General features: G+C 67.8%; 14 protein-coding genes. 6 read left to right on the forward strand and 8 right to left on the reverse strand.

Features of this window, described 5'->3' with window-relative positions; translation table 11 throughout:
• Position 1: 1 nt before the first annotated feature.
• The 4 genes from AC0KUR_RS12470 to AC0KUR_RS12485 form a co-directional block, all read right to left on the reverse strand.
• Positions 2 to 904: an ABC transporter permease gene (locus AC0KUR_RS12470; protein WP_034187646.1), complete on the reverse strand. Its 903-nt coding sequence runs from the start codon at positions 902 to 904 to the stop codon at positions 2 to 4.
• 13 nt (positions 905 to 917) lie between these two features.
• The gene (locus AC0KUR_RS12475; RefSeq protein WP_034187645.1) at positions 918 to 1,856 is read right to left on the reverse strand and encodes an ABC transporter permease subunit; all 939 of its coding nucleotides are present in this window, start codon (positions 1,854 to 1,856) and stop codon (positions 918 to 920) included.
• Positions 1,857 to 1,867: 11 nt separating this feature from the next.
• Positions 1,868 to 3,481 carry a peptide ABC transporter substrate-binding protein gene (locus AC0KUR_RS12480; RefSeq protein ID WP_034187644.1) on the reverse strand — a complete coding sequence of 538 codons (1,614 nt, stop codon included), beginning with the start codon at positions 3,479 to 3,481 and terminating at the stop codon, positions 1,868 to 1,870.
• 179 nt (positions 3,482 to 3,660) lie between these two features.
• Positions 3,661 to 4,239: a cupin domain-containing protein gene (locus AC0KUR_RS12485; protein WP_034187643.1), complete on the reverse strand. Its 579-nt coding sequence runs from the start codon at positions 4,237 to 4,239 to the stop codon at positions 3,661 to 3,663.
• 496 nt (positions 4,240 to 4,735) lie between these two features.
• Here AC0KUR_RS12485 and AC0KUR_RS12490 point away from each other — a divergent pair, with 496 nt between their 5' ends.
• Together AC0KUR_RS12490 and AC0KUR_RS12495 are read left to right on the forward strand one after the other, a co-directional pair.
• A complete protein-coding gene (locus tag AC0KUR_RS12490; RefSeq protein ID WP_473375963.1) occupies positions 4,736 to 6,256 on the forward strand; it encodes a peptide MFS transporter in 1,521 nt (506 codons plus the stop codon).
• Positions 6,257 to 6,376: 120 nt separating this feature from the next.
• A complete protein-coding gene (locus tag AC0KUR_RS12495; RefSeq protein ID WP_034187641.1) occupies positions 6,377 to 6,583 on the forward strand; it encodes a hypothetical protein in 207 nt (68 codons plus the stop codon).
• 34 nt (positions 6,584 to 6,617) lie between these two features.
• Here AC0KUR_RS12495 and AC0KUR_RS12500 read toward each other — a convergent pair whose 3' ends face one another.
• From AC0KUR_RS12500 to AC0KUR_RS12510, 3 genes are all read right to left on the reverse strand, one after another.
• Positions 6,618 to 7,742, reverse strand: coding sequence for an OpgC domain-containing protein (locus AC0KUR_RS12500; protein WP_059559149.1), 1,125 nt, complete (start codon positions 7,740 to 7,742; stop codon positions 6,618 to 6,620).
• Between the two features lie 407 nt (positions 7,743 to 8,149).
• On the reverse strand, positions 8,150 to 9,049 hold the full coding sequence (gene rarD, locus AC0KUR_RS12505) for an EamA family transporter RarD (protein ID WP_124670742.1): 900 nt from the start codon (positions 9,047 to 9,049) through the stop codon (positions 8,150 to 8,152).
• A gap of 16 nt (positions 9,050 to 9,065) precedes the next feature.
• The gene (locus AC0KUR_RS12510) at positions 9,066 to 9,362 is read right to left on the reverse strand and encodes an acylphosphatase (protein ID WP_034187849.1); all 297 of its coding nucleotides are present in this window, start codon (positions 9,360 to 9,362) and stop codon (positions 9,066 to 9,068) included.
• A 154-nt stretch (positions 9,363 to 9,516) separates the two neighbouring features.
• On the opposite strand from AC0KUR_RS12510, the gene hpnA reads away from it, so the two are divergent.
• Together hpnA and AC0KUR_RS12520 are read left to right on the forward strand one after the other, a co-directional pair.
• Entirely contained in the window at positions 9,517 to 10,524 is a 1,008-nt protein-coding gene (gene hpnA / locus AC0KUR_RS12515) for a hopanoid-associated sugar epimerase (RefSeq protein ID WP_473375964.1), read from the forward strand.
• A 108-nt stretch (positions 10,525 to 10,632) separates the two neighbouring features.
• Entirely contained in the window at positions 10,633 to 12,018 is a 1,386-nt protein-coding gene (locus tag AC0KUR_RS12520; RefSeq protein WP_473375965.1) for a phage tail protein, read from the forward strand.
• Between the two features lie 94 nt (positions 12,019 to 12,112).
• Here AC0KUR_RS12520 and AC0KUR_RS12525 read toward each other — a convergent pair whose 3' ends face one another.
• A complete protein-coding gene (locus AC0KUR_RS12525; RefSeq protein WP_473375966.1) occupies positions 12,113 to 13,300 on the reverse strand; it encodes a glycosyltransferase in 1,188 nt (395 codons plus the stop codon).
• A gap of 402 nt (positions 13,301 to 13,702) precedes the next feature.
• On the opposite strand from AC0KUR_RS12525, the gene ispH reads away from it, so the two are divergent.
• Positions 13,703 to 14,644: a 4-hydroxy-3-methylbut-2-enyl diphosphate reductase gene (gene ispH, locus AC0KUR_RS12530; RefSeq protein ID WP_034187635.1), complete on the forward strand. Its 942-nt coding sequence runs from the start codon at positions 13,703 to 13,705 to the stop codon at positions 14,642 to 14,644.
• Positions 14,645 to 14,656: 12 nt separating this feature from the next.
• Positions 14,657 to 15,817 carry an adenosyl-hopene transferase HpnH gene (hpnH, locus tag AC0KUR_RS12535; protein WP_034187634.1) on the forward strand — a complete coding sequence of 387 codons (1,161 nt, stop codon included), beginning with the start codon at positions 14,657 to 14,659 and terminating at the stop codon, positions 15,815 to 15,817.
• Positions 15,818 to 15,940: the final 123 nt, after the last annotated feature.

Here is a 15,940-nt window from a genome sequence, read left to right on the forward strand (position 1 = left end):
CTCAACGATCCTTCGGGTCAAGCGCATCCCGCAGGCCATCGCCGACGAAATTCACGCAATAAAGCGTCACGCACAGCATGACGGCCGGGGCGAGCAGCAGCCACGGCATCGATTCCAGTTTCTGCGCGCCGTCCTGGATCAGCACGCCCCAGCTCGTCATCGGTTCCTGCACGCCGAGGCCGAGGAACGACAGCACCGATTCGGTCAGCACGATGCCCGGCACCGAGACCGTCGCGTACACGACGACCACGCCGAGCAGGTTCGGCACGACGTGGCGCCGCACGATCGTGGCCGGCGTCACGCCGATCGCGCGCGCCGCGTCGACGAACTCGCGGTTGCGCAGCGACAGCGTCTGGCCGCGCACGACGCGCGCCATGTCGATCCACGAGAACGCGCTGATGGTCAGCACGACCAGCATGAACGAGCGGCCGAACAGGGTCATCATCAGGATCGCGATCAGCAGGTACGGGATCGCGTACATCATGTCGACGACGCGCATCATGACGGAGTCGACGCGGCCGCCCGCGAAGCCCGCGGTCGCGCCCCACGCGACGCCGAACAGGCCCGACACGAGCGTGCCGAGCACGCCGACCTCGATCGACACGCGGCCGCCGATCAGCGTGCGCACCAGCAGGTCGCGGCCGAGCTCGTCGGTGCCGAACCAGTGCTGGTTCGCCCAGGTCGGCGGCAGGCTGATCGCGCCCCAGTCGCTCGCGGCGGGATCGGCCGCGAGCAGCCACGGGCCGACGAAGCAGGCGAGCGTGATCAGCGCGAGCAGCACGAGGCTGAACACGGCTGCGCGGTTGTGAAGGAAACGCGCCATCGCGAGCGCGAGCGGCGAGCGCGAACGCGGCGGCGAATCGGTCTGCACGGGCAGACCGACGACGGGAGTAGTCGGAGTCATCGCGGTGCCTCGCTCAATAACGGATGCGCGGATCGAGCCACGCATACGCGAGGTCGACCAGCAGGTTGAACAGCACCGCGCAGACGGTGGTCAGGACGACGAGGCCGAGCACCAGCGTGTAGTCGCGGTTGATGGCGCCGTTCACGACGAGCTGACCGAGGCCCGGCAGCGCGAACACCGATTCCGTGACGACGGCCGCCGTGATCGACGAGATGCAGACCGTGCCGAACAGCGACACGACCGGCATCAGCGCGGGCTTGAGCGCATGGCGCAGCACGATCGTCGAGCCCGGCAGGCCCTTGGCACGCGCGGTACGGATGTAGTTGCTCGACAGCGTCTCGATCATCGAGCCGCGCATCACGCGCGCGAGCAGCGACATGTTGATGAAGGTCAGCAGCACGATCGGCAGCAGCCGGTACTGCCAGCCGCCGTCGCCCCAGCCGCCGGCCGGCAGCCAGCCGTTGCCGGCCGACGTCTTCAGCAGGATCGCGAAGATCCACACGAGCACGGGGCCGAGCACGAACGGCGGCACGACGTTGCCGACGTTGCCGATCAGCATCACGATGCGGTCGATGAAGCTGTCGCGGCGCACCGCCGCGACGGTGCCGAGCAGCACGCCCAGCCCGATCGAGATCGGGATCGACACGCCGCCCACGCCGAGGCTCACGGGCAGCGCCTTCCTCACGAGGTCGTTCACCGACCAGTCGACGTAGCGGAACGACGGACCGAGATCGCCGTGCAGCAGCGAATCGAGGTACATCAGGTACTGCTTCCACAGCGGCTGGTCGAGGTGATACTTCGCGTTCAGGTTCGCGAGCGTCGCGGCGGACAACTGCTTTTCCGTATCGAACGGACCGCCGGGCGTGAAGTGCAGCAGCAGGTAGCAGACGGTGACGACCGCGAGGATCGTCGGCACCGCCCACAACGTGCGCCTCAATGCGTAGGCCAGCATGATCGCTCCGCTCAGTGCTTGATCAGGTACATGTCCTGCGAAGCACGCATGTCGATCACGTTCTTCAGCGAATAACCGCCCACGTAGGGCTTCACGAGACGATCGGCCGAGTACTGGAACAGCGGCACCATCGGCGTGTCGTTCAGCGCGAGGTCGTGCGCCTGCGTGAGCAGCGCGGCGCGCGCCTTGTCGTCGAGCTTCTGGTTGCCTTCGTCGACGAGCGCGTCGGCCTGCTTGTTGCAGTAGCCGACGGTGTTCTGCGCGCTGCCGCAGCGCAGCAGGTCGAAGAACGTCATCGCGTCGTTGTAGTCGGCGAACCAGCCGTCACGCGCGATCTGCACCTTGCCGTCGTGACGCTCCTTCATCAGCACCTTGAACTCGACGTTCTCGAGCTTCGTGTTGATGCCGAGCTTGGTGCGCCATTCCGACGCGGCGAACAGCGCGACCTTCTTGTGCAGGTCGTTGGTGTTGTACGTCAGCGTGAACGACAGCGGCTTCGCGTCCGAATAGCCGGCCTGCTTCAGCAGGTTCTTCGCGGTCTCGACGCGCTTGGCCATCGGCCACGACGCCCAGTCCGGCGTGAACGGCTGCACGCCCTTCGTGCCGTTCGGCATCAGGCCGTACATCGGCTTCTCGCCGGCCTGCGTGAGCCTCTGCGTCAGCACGTCGCGATCGAGCACCATCGACAGCGCCTGGCGCACGCGCTTGTCCTTCAGCACCGGATCGCTGTTGTTCAGGTAGTAGTAGTAGGTCGCGAGCTGCAGGCCCTGGCGCAGTTCGCCGCCGAACTGCTTGCTGACCTGCTGGAAAATCCCCGACGGGATCGAGTAGCTGTAGTCGATCTGGCCGGCCTGGTACATGCGCATCGCCGTCTCGTCGCTCTCGATCGGCAGGTACGTGACCTTGTTGATCACGACCTTCGGCGCGTTCCAGTACTTCGCATCCTTCGAGATCACGATGCGGTTGTTCGGCTGCCAGTCGACGAGCTGGTATGCGCCGTTGCTGACGATGTTGCCCGGGCGCGTCCATGCGTCGCCGAGCTTCGTCACCGTGTCCTTGTTCACCGGCGCGAGCGGCACCATCGCGGTCAGTTCGGGGAAGAACGCGACGGGCACGTCGGTCGTCACTTCCAGCGTATACGGATCGACGGCGCGCACGCCGAGTGTCGACGGCGCGGCCTTGCCCGCGATGATGTCCTTCGAGTTCTTCACGAACTCGACGAGGATCGTGTACTTCGAACCCGTCTTCGGATCGACGAGGCGCTGCCACGAATAGACGAAATCGGCGGCCGTCACCGGCTGGCCGTTGCTCCACTTCGCGTCATGGCGAAGCTTGAAGATCCACGTCGTCGGCGTCTTGCGTTCCCACGACAGCGCGACACCCGGCACGACCTGGCCGGCTGCATCGATGCGGGCCAGCCCTTCGAACAGGTCGAGGCCGATCGTGTTGCCGGTCCACGACTCGATGTGCGCGGGATCGAGCGACTCGACTTCGGCGGGCACCTGCCGCGTCAGGTCCTGTTGAGGAGCGAGCGCGACGTTCGACGGGACGGTAACGGCGTGGGCAACAGGCGTCGTCAGGGCGAGCGCGGCCAGCACGGCCGACATGGCATGCAAGGATTTCATCGTGGCAGTCTTGAGAAGGTTGGTTCGGTGCGCGTCGCGCGGCGGATGCCGCGGATTACGCGTGAGACGCTGACGGGCGCAGCGATTGAGGAGGCCCGTGATTCTCGTGTAGCATTTTAGTATTCCTTACGTTTCTTTCGACAGGCATTCCGTCTTGGAAACGAAGGAATACCTGTGCGTTAGAACAGCCTCGGTGTACCGACCCAGACCACCACCGACTCGATTTTCGCGGTGTTGACCCAGCTATGCGGCACCGTCGACTGATAGTGCGAGCTGTCGCCGGCCTGCAGGACGAACGTCTTGCCTTCCAGCGTCAGCGACACTTCCCCTTCAATCACATACAGGAACTCCTCTCCTGCATGTGTCGTCACCTCCGACCGCTTCTGCCCCGGCGGCATCCTCACGAGGATCGCCTCCAGCTGGCGCCCTTCGGACACGTTCGTCAGCCGCGCGAACAGGTTCGCCGAATCGGCAAACCCGAAGAAGCGCAACTGATCGCCTCGGCAGACCGAGCGTTCCTCGCTCGGCGTATCCACGAAGTACTGCACCGTCACACCGAGCGCGTGGGCAATACCGGCCAGCGACGTCAGTGACGGCGACGCGAGCCCGCGCTCGACTTGAGACAGAAACGGTTTCGAAATCCCCGCGGCGGAAGCGGTGTCGTCGAGCGTGCGCTTCAGACGTTGGCGCAACGCGCGAATCTTGCTGCCCAGTGCGACAGCGTCTGCCGATCGCGAGTTTTCAGTGGGGGGAACCATAGCAGGCCGAAAAGTGGTCGTCAAAAAATGTTTGATGGAAAGTAACTAAGTTAATTGGAGATAGCTTAATCTTCGGGTTCGTACACGCCTTCGGCGTTGAGCCCGGTGCACTAAACAGGGCCCGAAGCGAACGAAACGACGCGCTATCTTGCCAGACTCGCGGGCTTCACAGGCAAGCTGCAAGCGGCTCTCCGGGAATTTGCGGAGAACGGGCGTCAAGCTTACAAATACATGATGAGACGAATGTTCCTGAAAGCTGCTGCCATATCGGGAGTTTCCCTAAGTGGCACGGACCCGACGCACCGGACCGGCAAACGTTACCATTCGCGCGCCGGTCGGGGCCGCGCACCGCCTTGTCGGGCGGAGTCCGACCCCGGCCCGGGCTAACCGCCCGACTGCTCCATCGCCGACGCAAGCCTACCCGGCCTCAGTGCTCCGGCGCCAGTTCGACCCCAAGACGACGCGTGATCCGTGCCGTCCGTTTCAACCGAGATTGATGATGCATTCACCTGTTTCACAAACCCGATCGTTCACGACGGTCTTCCTCATCGAAATGTGGGAGCGCTTCGGCTACTACGGCATGGCCGCGCTCCTGGTCCTCTTCATGGTCGACCGGCTCGGTTTCACCGACAGCCATGCGAACCTGACCTGGGGTGCGTTCACCGCACTCGTCTATGCCGCGCCGTCGATCGGCGGCTGGATCGGCGACAAGGTGCTCGGCGCCCGCCGCACGATGATCGTCGGCGCGTCCGTGCTGTGTGCCGGCTACCTGATGCTGTCGGTGCCGAACGACCAGCTGACGTACATGTACGCGTCGCTCGGCGTGATCGTCGTCGGCAACGGCCTGTTCAAGGCCAACGCGGCGAACCTCGTGCGCCGCATCTACGAAGGCGACGACGCGCGCATCGACAGCGCGTTCACGATCTACTACATGGCGGTCAACATCGGCTCGACGGTGTCGATGCTCGCGACGCCGTGGATCAAGGATCACTGGGGCTGGCACACCGCGTTCGCGGTCTGCTGCGGCGGCATGCTGCTCGCGATCCTCAACTTCATGCTGATGCATCGCACGCTCGCGCACGTCGGCTCGCAGCCGGACGACGAACCGATCCGCTGGAAGCGCCTCGGCGCGGTCGCGGCCGGCGGCGTCGCGCTCGCGCTGGTCACGCTGTACGTGCTGCAGCACAAGCAGCTCGCCGTGGCCAGCGTATGGACGGCCGCGTTCGCGATCCTCGCGATCTTCGCGTACATGATCGCGAAGTCGGAGCGCTCGGAGCGCGCGGGCCTGATCGCGGCGCTCGTGCTGATCGGCCAGGTGATCCTGTTCTTCATCTTCTACGTGCAGATGTCGACGTCGCTGACGCTGTTCGCGCTGCGCAACGTCGATCCGCGCTTCATCGTGTTCGGCACGACGCTGTTCACGTGGAGCGCCGCGCAGTTCCAGGCGCTGAACCCGATCTGGATCATGCTGCTGAGCCCGCTGCTCGTGTGGGTCTACAACGCCGTCGCGAAGGGCGGCCGCGACCTGCCGGTCGCCGCGAAGTACGCGCTCGGCTTCGGCGCGGTGGCCGCGGGCTACCTGGTGTTCACGATCAGCGGCCGCTATGCCGTGGACGGCCGCGTGTCGTCGTGGTTCATGGTGTGGGGTTACGGCCTGTACTCGCTCGGCGAACTGCTGGTGAGCGGCCTCGGCCTCGCGATGATCGCCCGCTACGTGCCGGCGCGCATGAGCGGCTTCATGATGGGTGCGTATTTCGTCGCGACGGGCGTGTCGCAGTATCTGGGCAGCGTCGTCGCGAACTTCGCGCAGATGCCGTCGCACGAACTGCCGGCCACCGAATCGCTGCCGCTCTACCTGTCGCTGTTCGAGAAGCTCGGCTGGCTCGCCGCGATCGGCATGGTGCTCGCGCTGCTGCTGCTGCCGCTGATGAACCGCCTGTCGCGCCAGCACCAGCGCTGTGCGGAAGAGCGCCGCGAGGAAGCGCTGCAGGCGCAGGGCGTCGCCCCGGCCCAGTAAGTACTATCCCTCGGCGTGCGGCCCGCACGCCATATTCTCCCGCCAGCGCGGCCAGCACGTCCTACACTGGTTGCAACGGCGCATCCGCTCCGTCGCGATGCGCACTGGCGGGAGAAGATCATGAAAAACAAGACGACTCGGCTCTTGAGGATACTGTCGGACATCCGGCACGCGCAGCGCTGCACCGCGATACGCGCCGCCCGGGCCGCAGCCGAAGCCGACGCGGTGCTCGCCGAGCGCGACGATCCGGCACCGGACGAACGCGACGACGCCGAATCCGACGACGCAATCGCCGTGCCCCGCTCCCGTATCGGCTCACCTCACTGACGCCTCGGCCGGCACGCGCCGCCTTCCGCGCCGCTCACGCAGCCGCGCCGCGCCACCGCGCGATCCACGTCCCCGAACCGGCCACGGCCATCATCAGCCCGAGCGCGCACGCGTCGGCCACGAGGCCCACGCCGACATGCCGCAGGTCGGCGCCGCCCACGACCGGATGCAGCAGCGAATCGAGGACGAGCGAGATCGCCGCGCCCGCCACGAAGCAGATCAGCCCGCGCTGGCCGACCGCCACGACAGGTCGCACGCCCTGCGCGATCCGCGCGATCCAGCCGAAGCGCACGCAATCGGCCATCAGCCATGCGACGGCCGCGAAGCTCACGACGCGCGGCAGCGCCAGGTCGCGCTTGAACACGCCTTCCGGCAACGGCAAGCCCGAGAACAGCTTGTAGCTCGCGCAACCGAGCACGACCGCGCATGCGAGCCCGGTCGCCGCCGCGCCCCAGCGCCCCAGCGCGATGCGCCGGTAGAACGGCTGGCAGCGCGCCAGCACGCCGGCGACGAACATCAGCTGCCACGCGAACGGGTTGAAGCTCCAGCGGAAGCCGTCGGTATCCAGCAGCTCGGGGCCGAGCCAGCCCGCCGCGCCCCACGACACGACGCTGAACGCAACGAGCAGCCACGGATGGCGACGCGCGAACGGCACGATCACCGGCGACGCGAGCGCGAACAGCACGTACATCGGCAGCACCGACGCCAGATATGGCTGGCGCTGGAACGTCAGCAACTCGGCGGCGCCCGTGAGCGGCGACGCGAGCATCACGCTGACGTCGTCGAGCGCGAGGTTCGGGGCATCGATTCCGTAATGGTCGAGCACGGCCGACACGACCAGCATCAGCGTCGACGTCGCGAGAAACGCGCGGTAGATCTGCATCGCACGCCGCACGAACCGCTGCTGCGCGGCGCGCGCGCCGTGCCGCTCGGCGATCGCCCCGTACGCGCTCGCGGTCGCGAAACCGCCGAGAAACACGAACACCTCGGCTGCATCGCACAGCGCGAACGCATGCAGCGTCACGCGCGACAGCACGCTCGCGCCGATGTGATCGACGACGATCATCAACAGCACGAGCCCGCGGAAGAAGTCGATTTCGATCAGGCGGCCGCCGCGCGGCGGCAGGACCGTGACGGACGGCGACGGGCTCAACGACATGAGCGCACCGGCACGACGGCGGTGCGACGGGCACCGGGGAAGGGATCGGGAAGAAGCTGGCGAGCGCGGTCAGCGGCGATACGCGTATGCCCGCATCGCACCAACCCGGCTGGCCCGGCACGGAGATGACCGTTCATCGAAAAGCTGCATACGAAGGGTAGTCGGTCAGGTCAGTCTAATGGCCGATCGGGGAAGACCCTAAGTAACAAAGTGCAACCGAATCTTCTGTTCGATTACACGCGCGAGCCTGACGGAGCGCGGCGGTCGGCGTCGCCAGATTCACGTCAGCGCGACGCCAGCTTGCGGTCTGCATCGCCTCGTTCGGCCACCGGATCGCCGCCGTTCGATCGCGGCGGGAAGCGCGGTGCGATGCACGTTCCGCGCGGCCGCGCCATCGCGACCGGCGCTCATCCGCGTGCGGGCAGGCGCCGCATCAGCATCGCGCTGTGCCATGCGGTGAGCGCGACGGCGGCCCAGATCGGCCCGTAGGTGGCGAGCTTCGCGACGCTCAGCGTCTCGCCGAGCAGCAGCAGCGACACCGCGACGAGCAGCACGGGTTCGACGTAGCCGAGGATCCCGAACAGCGCCATCGGCAGCATCCGGCTCGCCTTCAGGTAGCTGGCGAGCGCGAGCGTGCTGAGCACGCCGAGCCCCGGCAGCAGCGCGGCCCACAGCGCCGGATGGCCGTCGACCCGCGTCGCGCTCGTCGCGACCATCACGAACGCGATCGGGCACAGCAGCACGATCTCGACCGCGAACGCGGCCAGCGAATCGGCGTTGATCCGTCGGCGCAGCACGAAATACGGCGGATAACCGAGCGCGACGACGAGCGTCGGCCACGCGAACGCGCGTGTCGCCCACACTTCGTGCGCGACGCCGAGCGCGGCGCACGCGACCGCCGCCCATTGCAGCGGGTCGAGCCGCTCGTGATAGTAGAAGCGGCCGACGATCACCATCGTCAGCGGCAGCAGGAAATAGCCGAGCGACACCTCGAGCATGCGGCCGTGCAGCGGCGCCCACAGGAACAGCCACAGCTGCACGCCGAGCAGCGCCGCGCTCGCCGGCAGCGCGAGCAGCAGGCGCCAGTCGCGCGCGGTGCGGTGCACGAGACCGACGAGCGCCGGCCAGCGGCCGCGCAGCGCGATCAGCGCGAGCGCGCCCGGCGCGGTCCACAGGACGCGCCACGCGAAGATGTCGAGCCCCGTGAGCGGCGCGAGCAGTTTTGCGTAAACCGACATCAGCGCGAACAGCGTCGACGCCGTCACCGACAACATGAGGCCGCGACCGGCTTCCGGATACCCCGTCATGGTCGTTCCGCGCCGCTTACTGCTGCTGGAAACGCTCGAAGCGCCGCTCGGTCCGGCGCTCCTCGAACGTCACTTCGGTGACGCGCGCGGCCGGCGGCCCATGACGCAGCCACGCGAGCATCCGGTCGATCTGCGCGCCGGGGCCCTGGATCATCGCCTCGACGCTGCCGTCCTCGAGATTCGCGACCCAGCCGCGCAGTTTCAGCGCATGCGCCTCGCGCACCGTCGCATGACGGAAGCCGACGCCCTGCACGACGCCGCGCACCCGCACGTAGTAGGTTTCGATCCGTTCGTCCAGTTCATTGCGGCTCATCGCGTCGCCCTCCCGTTGCATTCAAGCCCGGCATTGTAGTCGCGCCGGCCGCTTCGCACACGCGCCGGCCAGGCGTCGCCGCGTGCGCCGACCACGTACAATCTCGCCGATGCTCAACCGCCGCGCCGCCCGCGCGCGGCCCTGAAGGAAACGCATGACTGATACCTCCCGCGATCTCGTTCTCGTCACCGGCGCGTCCGGCTTCGTCGGCTCGGCCGTCGCGCGCATCGCGCAGCAGAAAGGCTATGCGGTGCGCGTGCTCGTGCGCCCGACCAGCCCGCGCACGAACGTCGCGGATCTCGATGCCGAGATCGTCACCGGCGACATGCGCGACGAGGCGTCGATGCGCGTCGCGCTGCGCGGCGTGCGCTACCTGCTGCACGTCGCGGCCGACTACCGGCTGTGGGCGCCCGATCCCGACGAAATCGAACGCGCGAACCTCGAGGGGGCGGTCGCGACGATGCGCGCGGCCCGCGCGGAGGGCGTCGAGCGGATCGTCTACACGAGCAGCGTCGCGACGCTGAAGGTGACGAGCGCCGGCGATCCGTCCGACGAGAACCGGCCGCTCACGGCCGAGCAGGCGATCGGCGTGTACAAGCGCAGCAAGGTGCGCGCGGAGCGCGCGGTCGAGCGGATGATCGCCGACGAAGGGCTGCCGGCCGTGATCGTCAACCCGTCGACACCGATCGGCCCGCGCGACGTGAAGCCGACGCCGACCGGCCGCATCATCGTCGAGGCCGCGCTCGGCAAGATTCCCGCGTTCGTCGATACGGGGCTGAACCTGGTGCACGTCGACGACGTCGCGCACGGCCACTTCCTCGCGCTCGAGCGCGGCCGGATCGGCGAGCGCTACATCCTCGGCGGCGAGAATCTGCCGCTGCAGCAGATGCTCGCCGACATCGCGCAGATGACGGGACGCAAGGCGCCGACGATCGCGCTGCCGCGCTGGCCGCTGTACCCGCTCGCGGTCGGCGCCGAAGCGGTCGCGAAGTTCACGAAGAAGGAGCCGTTCGTCACCGTGGACGGGCTGCGGATGTCGAAGAACAAGATGTATTTCACGTCCGCGAAGGCCGAGCGCGAGCTCGGCTACCGTGCGCGTCCGTACCGCGAAGGGCTGCGCGACGCGCTCGACTGGTTCGGCTCGGCGGGCTACCTGAAGTAACACAAAGCGGCGCGCGGCGCGCCGCCTTGCGCACATTGTTACACGACCCGCGCGGACCGACATCCGCGCAGCGGTTAAAATCGCGGGTCTTACGCAGAGAAGACACGCATGAACCTGAACGATCAGATCGCTTCGCTCGCCACGGGCGTCGATCAGCTCCTCCACGATCACCACGCCGCGCAGCAGGCGGCCCGCAGCGCGGAAGCCTTCGCGCGCGCCGCCGCGGCGGAAGCCCGGGCCGCGGCCGAGCGTCACGCCGCCGCGGAAACCGAAGCGCAGGCCGCCGCGCAGCGCCACACGGCCGCTGCCGCCGACGCCGAAGCCGCGCAGCAGCGCCACGCCAACGCAACCGCTGCCGCCGAAGCCGCCGCCCAACGTCATACCGATGCCGCCGCGCAGGCCGAAGCGGCCGTGCAGCGCCATGCGGAAGCCACCGCGCTGACCGAAGCGCTCGCGCAGCGCCACGCGGATGCCGAAGCCGCATCGCAGCGCCACGCGGCCGCGATCGCCGAAGCCGAGGCCGCCGCGCAACGCCATCACGCCGCGGCAACCGAAGCCGAGGCGGCCGCGCAGCGCCACGCGGCCGCGATCACCGAAGCCGAGGCCGCCGCGAAACGTCACGCGCAAGCGACTGCCGAAGCCGAAGCGGCTGCACGGCGCCACACGGCCGCGATCGCCGAAGCCGAAGCGCTCGCGCAACGTCACACGCAGGCGATCGCCGAAGCCGAAGCCACCGCGCAGCGTCATGCCGATGCGGCCGCCGAGGCCGAAGCCGTCACGCAGCGCCACACCGAAGCGATCGCGCAGGCCGAAGCGGCCGCGCAGCGTCATGCCGACGCGACCGCCGCGGCCGAGGCCGTCACGCAGCGCCATACCGAAGCGATCGCGCAAGCCGAAGCGGCCGCGCAGCACCACGCGAAGGCCATCGCCGACGCGGAGGCGCTGGTCGAGGCCGTCGTCAAGGAAGCCGCGACGAACGCGGTGGCCGCCCCGGCCGTGGCGGCCGAGGTCGTCGAACCGACGCCGGCGGAACCGATCGTGAGCGCAGTGGCACCGGCCGAGGCCGAAACGGCCGACGTTGCCGGCGCGACGGCGGCCGACACCGCGATCGTCCCGGCGGCCCAAGCCGCATCCGCCGCTGAAACCGACACGGCCGCCGCACCGGCCGACAAGGCGACGCTGCACGTCGCGCGCCCGTCCCAGAACGAACTGACGCTGACCATCAACGGCCAGTCGATCACGCTGCATCCGGAGCAACTGGGCCAGCTGATCGAGGAACTCGCGCATGCGCGCGCGTCGATGCAGCCCGAGCCGCCGGCCGGGATCCCGGCCGGCTGGCGTTTCGTGACGACGAAGAACCCGATGATGGCGGTGCAGAAGCAGTCGAATGGCGACCGCCTGCTGGTCGCCCGCCACACGGGCTACGGCTGGGTGCCGTTCACGTTCTCGCCGGACGTCGTGGTCCAGATGTACATGATGCTGACGCAGCGGTAAGCCGCCGCCCGCCCCAAAACGCAACAGCCCGACCGGTTCACCGATCGGGCTGTTCGTTTTCCGGCTGCCGGGAGGCGCGCCTCCCGGCCGATCCTCAGCGCTCCACCGGCGCCTGCACGCGCGCCTTCCACTGGCCGCCCTTGCCGCGCCAGTAGCGCCACGCGGACGCGAACGTCGCGCCCACGTAGAACAGCGCGACGAGCGGCAGCGCGGGCGCCCACAGCGGCGAGCGCCGGTAGTAGCGCAGCATCGGCGCATACGCGGCGCACATCGACGCCCACGCGAGCCAGGCCGGCCACGCCCGCGCGCCGTACGCGAGCGCCGCGGCGGGCGGCACGAGATAGATGATCGTCATCCCGAGCAGCGTGCCGGCCAGCAGCGGCGGCGAATAGTGCAGCTGTGTGAACGCGGTGCGCGCGATCATGTTCCAGATGTCGCGCCAGCTGTCGTACGGGCGCAGCGACACGCTGCGATCGGCCAGGTCGAGACGGATCGGATGGCGGCCGCTGCCGCGGTGCTTGATCTGCGCGGCGAGGCTGCAATCGTCGATCAACGCGCCGCGGATCGACTCGATGCCGCCCGCTTCCTCCAGCGCCGTGCGCTTCACGAGCATGCAGCCGCCGGCGGCGCCGGCCGTCCGGTTGCGCGGGTTGTTGATCCACGAGAACGGGTACAGCTTCGCGAAGAAGAACACGAACGCCGGAATCAGCGCCTTTTCCCAGAACGAATCGCAGCGCAGCCGCACCATCAGCGACACGAGATCGCGCTGCTCGGCCTGTGCGCGCGTGACCAGTTGCGCGACGGCGTCGGGCGGATGGCCGATGTCGGCATCCGTCAGCAGCAGGTAGTCGGCTGGCAGGCCGAGCGTCTGCACCGCGGCGATCCCCTGCGACTGTGCCCACACCTTACCCGACCAGCCGGCCGGCAGCGGCTTCGCGGCCAGCACGGTCAGCCGGTCGGCGCGGTTGATCGCGAGCGCCGCCGCGCGCGCCGCGTCGGCGGTGCCGTCGTCGCTGTGGTCGTCGACAATGATCAGATGAAAGTCGCCCGGATAGTCCTGCTCGAGCAGCGAAGTCGCCGCGCGAGCAATCACGTCGGCTTCGTTGCGCGCCGGCACGACCGCGACGACGGCCGGCCAGCCGGCCTCGGCCTCGGCGCCCCGCGCCTCGGGCGGCAGCGGCCGCGCGGGCACCGCGCGCCAGAAGCCGCCGCGCGCGACGAGCAGCACGATCCAGATCACGAGCGACAGGCCGGACACCAGGAAAGCGATCGCCAGCATCATCGGCACGCCTCCTGCCGGGCGCCGGCATGCCCGATATCAATGGGGGTCAGGATCAAAACACCCGACACCGCACGGGCGGACGGGCAATATGCGTGAGAATCGACGGTCATCGAATGGCCTTGAAATGAGCGCGACGCCGGGCAGCCGGAGCGGCCGCCCGCGAAACCGCGCAGTTTACCGGGTTCCGCGCGCGCCAGCGCCGACGCGGCTCTCCCGCAATTGCAACAGCGCCGATACAGCACCAAAGCACGGACGGCGCGATAGGGTTAAAATGCGCGATTAATTCGGGGTTCCGGGGCCTGGCCGGCCGGTTCGTTCCTGCCTTCATAACATCAAGCCGGGGCGAGCGAGCGAGTGCCAGCTCCTCGAACCCCGGCGTCTGTCGTCGGAGTTCGCTCACCTATGCGAGTCATCCTTGCCCAGCCCCGCGGCTTTTGTGCGGGGGTTGTCCGTGCGATCGAAATCGTCGATCGCGCGCTGCAACAGCACGGTGCGCCGGTTTATGTGCGTCATGAAATCGTGCATAACCGGCACGTCGTAGAAAATCTGCGTAATAAAGGGGCACGATTCGTTGAGGAACTCGACGAGGTGCCGCACGGCGCTGTCGCGATCTTCAGCGCGCACGGTGTCGCCCAGACGGTCGAGCGCGACGCGGAAACGCGCGGGCTCGACGTGCTCGACGCGACCTGCCCGCTCGTCACGAAGGTGCACGTGCAGGGCCGCCAGTACGTCGCGGCGGGCCGCCGGCTGATCCTGATCGGCCACGCGGGCCATCCGGAGGTCGAGGGCACGATCGGCCAGATTCCGGCCGAGGTGATCCTCGTGCAGAGCGAAGCCGAAGTCGATACGCTGACGCTGCCCGTCGACACGCCGGTTGCGTACATCACGCAGACCACGCTGTCGGTCGACGATACGCGCGGCATCATCGAGGCGCTGCAGCGCCGGTTCACCGACATCGTCGGCCCGGACACGCGCGACATCTGCTACGCCACGCAAAATCGCCAGGCCGCCGTGCGCGAGCTGAGCGAACAGGTTGACGTGCTGCTCGTCGTCGGTGCGACGAACAGCTCGAACTCGAACCGCCTGCGCGAGATCGGCACCGAAAGCGGTGTGCCGAGCTATCTCGTCGCCGACGGCTCGGAAGTGAAGGCCGAATGGTTCGCGGGTGTGCAGACGGTCGGCCTGACGGCCGGCGCGTCGGCGCCCGAAGAGATGGTCGAGGATGTAATCGGCGCGCTGCGCGCGCTGGGGCCCGTCGATGTCGCGACGATGGCGGGCCGTGAGGAAAAAGTCGAATTCAAGCTGCCGGCGAAGCTCACGCAAGCCGTCGCCCGCGAAGTTTAAGGAGGACATCCCTTGTCTATTCCGCTGCTCCAGCAAGTCCGTGTCGGCGCGTACATCGTGCGCCAGCACCTGTCCGGCAACAAACGCTATCCGCTCGCGCTGATGCTCGAGCCGCTGTTCCGCTGCAACCTCGCGTGCAACGGCTGCGGCAAGATCGATTATCCGGATCCGATCCTGAACCAGCGCCTGTCCGTCGAGGAATGCCTGCAGGCCGTCGACGAGTGCGGCGCGCCCGTCGTGTCGATCGCCGGCGGCGAACCGCTGCTCCACAAGGAGATGCCGGAAATCGTCAAGGGCATCATGAAGCGCAAGAAATTCGTGTACCTGTGCACGAACGCGCTGCTGATGGAAAAGAAGATGGACGATTACGCGCCGAGCCCGTACTTCGTCTGGTCGGTCCACCTCGACGGCGACAAGGAAGCGCACGATCACTCGGTGTCGCAGGAAGGCGTGTACGACAAGGCCGTCGCGGCAATCAAGGAAGCGAAGCGCCGCGGCTTCCGCGTGAACATCAACTGCACGCTGTTCAACGATGCGGTGCCGGAGCGCGTCGCGAAGTTCTTCGACACGCTGGGCCCGATCGGCGTCGACGGCATCACGGTGTCGCCGGGTTACGCGTACGAGCGCGCGCCGGATCAGCAGCACTTCCTGAACCGCGACAAGACGAAGAACCTGTTCCGCGAAATCCTGAAGCGCGGCGAAGGCGGCAAGCGCTGGTCGTTCAGCCAGTCGTCGCTGTTCCTCGACTTCCTGGCCGGCAACCAGACGTACAAGTGCACGCCGTGGGGCAACCCGGCGCGTACGGTGTTCGGCTGGCAGAAGCCGTGCTACCTGGTCGGCGAAGGTTACGTGAAGACCTTCAAGGAACTGATGGAAACCACGGAGTGGGACAACTACGGCGTCGGCAACTACGAGAAGTGCGCGGACTGCATGGTCCACTGCGGCTTCGAGGCAACGGCCGTGATGGACACGATCTCGAACCCGCTGAAGGCGCTGAAGGTGAGCCGCAAGGGCATCCGGACCGACGGCCCGTTCGCCCCGGACATCTCGATCGCAAAGCAGCGTCCGGCCGAGTACGTGTTCTCGCGCCACGTCGAGATCAAGCTCGAGGAAATCCAGCGCGCCGGCAAGGGCAAGCTGCAGAAGCCGGCGAAGCCGGCAACGGCCGCCTAAACGCGTTGCGCCACGCGGAGGCGGTGCCTCCGCGCAGGTGATAAAAATAAAGCGCCACGGATTCGCTCCGTGGCGCTTTTGTTTTGGGCCGCGTTACGCCGTCGCCGTGCCGGCTCGGCCGAC

This window comes from Burkholderia sp. YHN3-13 (genome assembly GCF_055810675.1).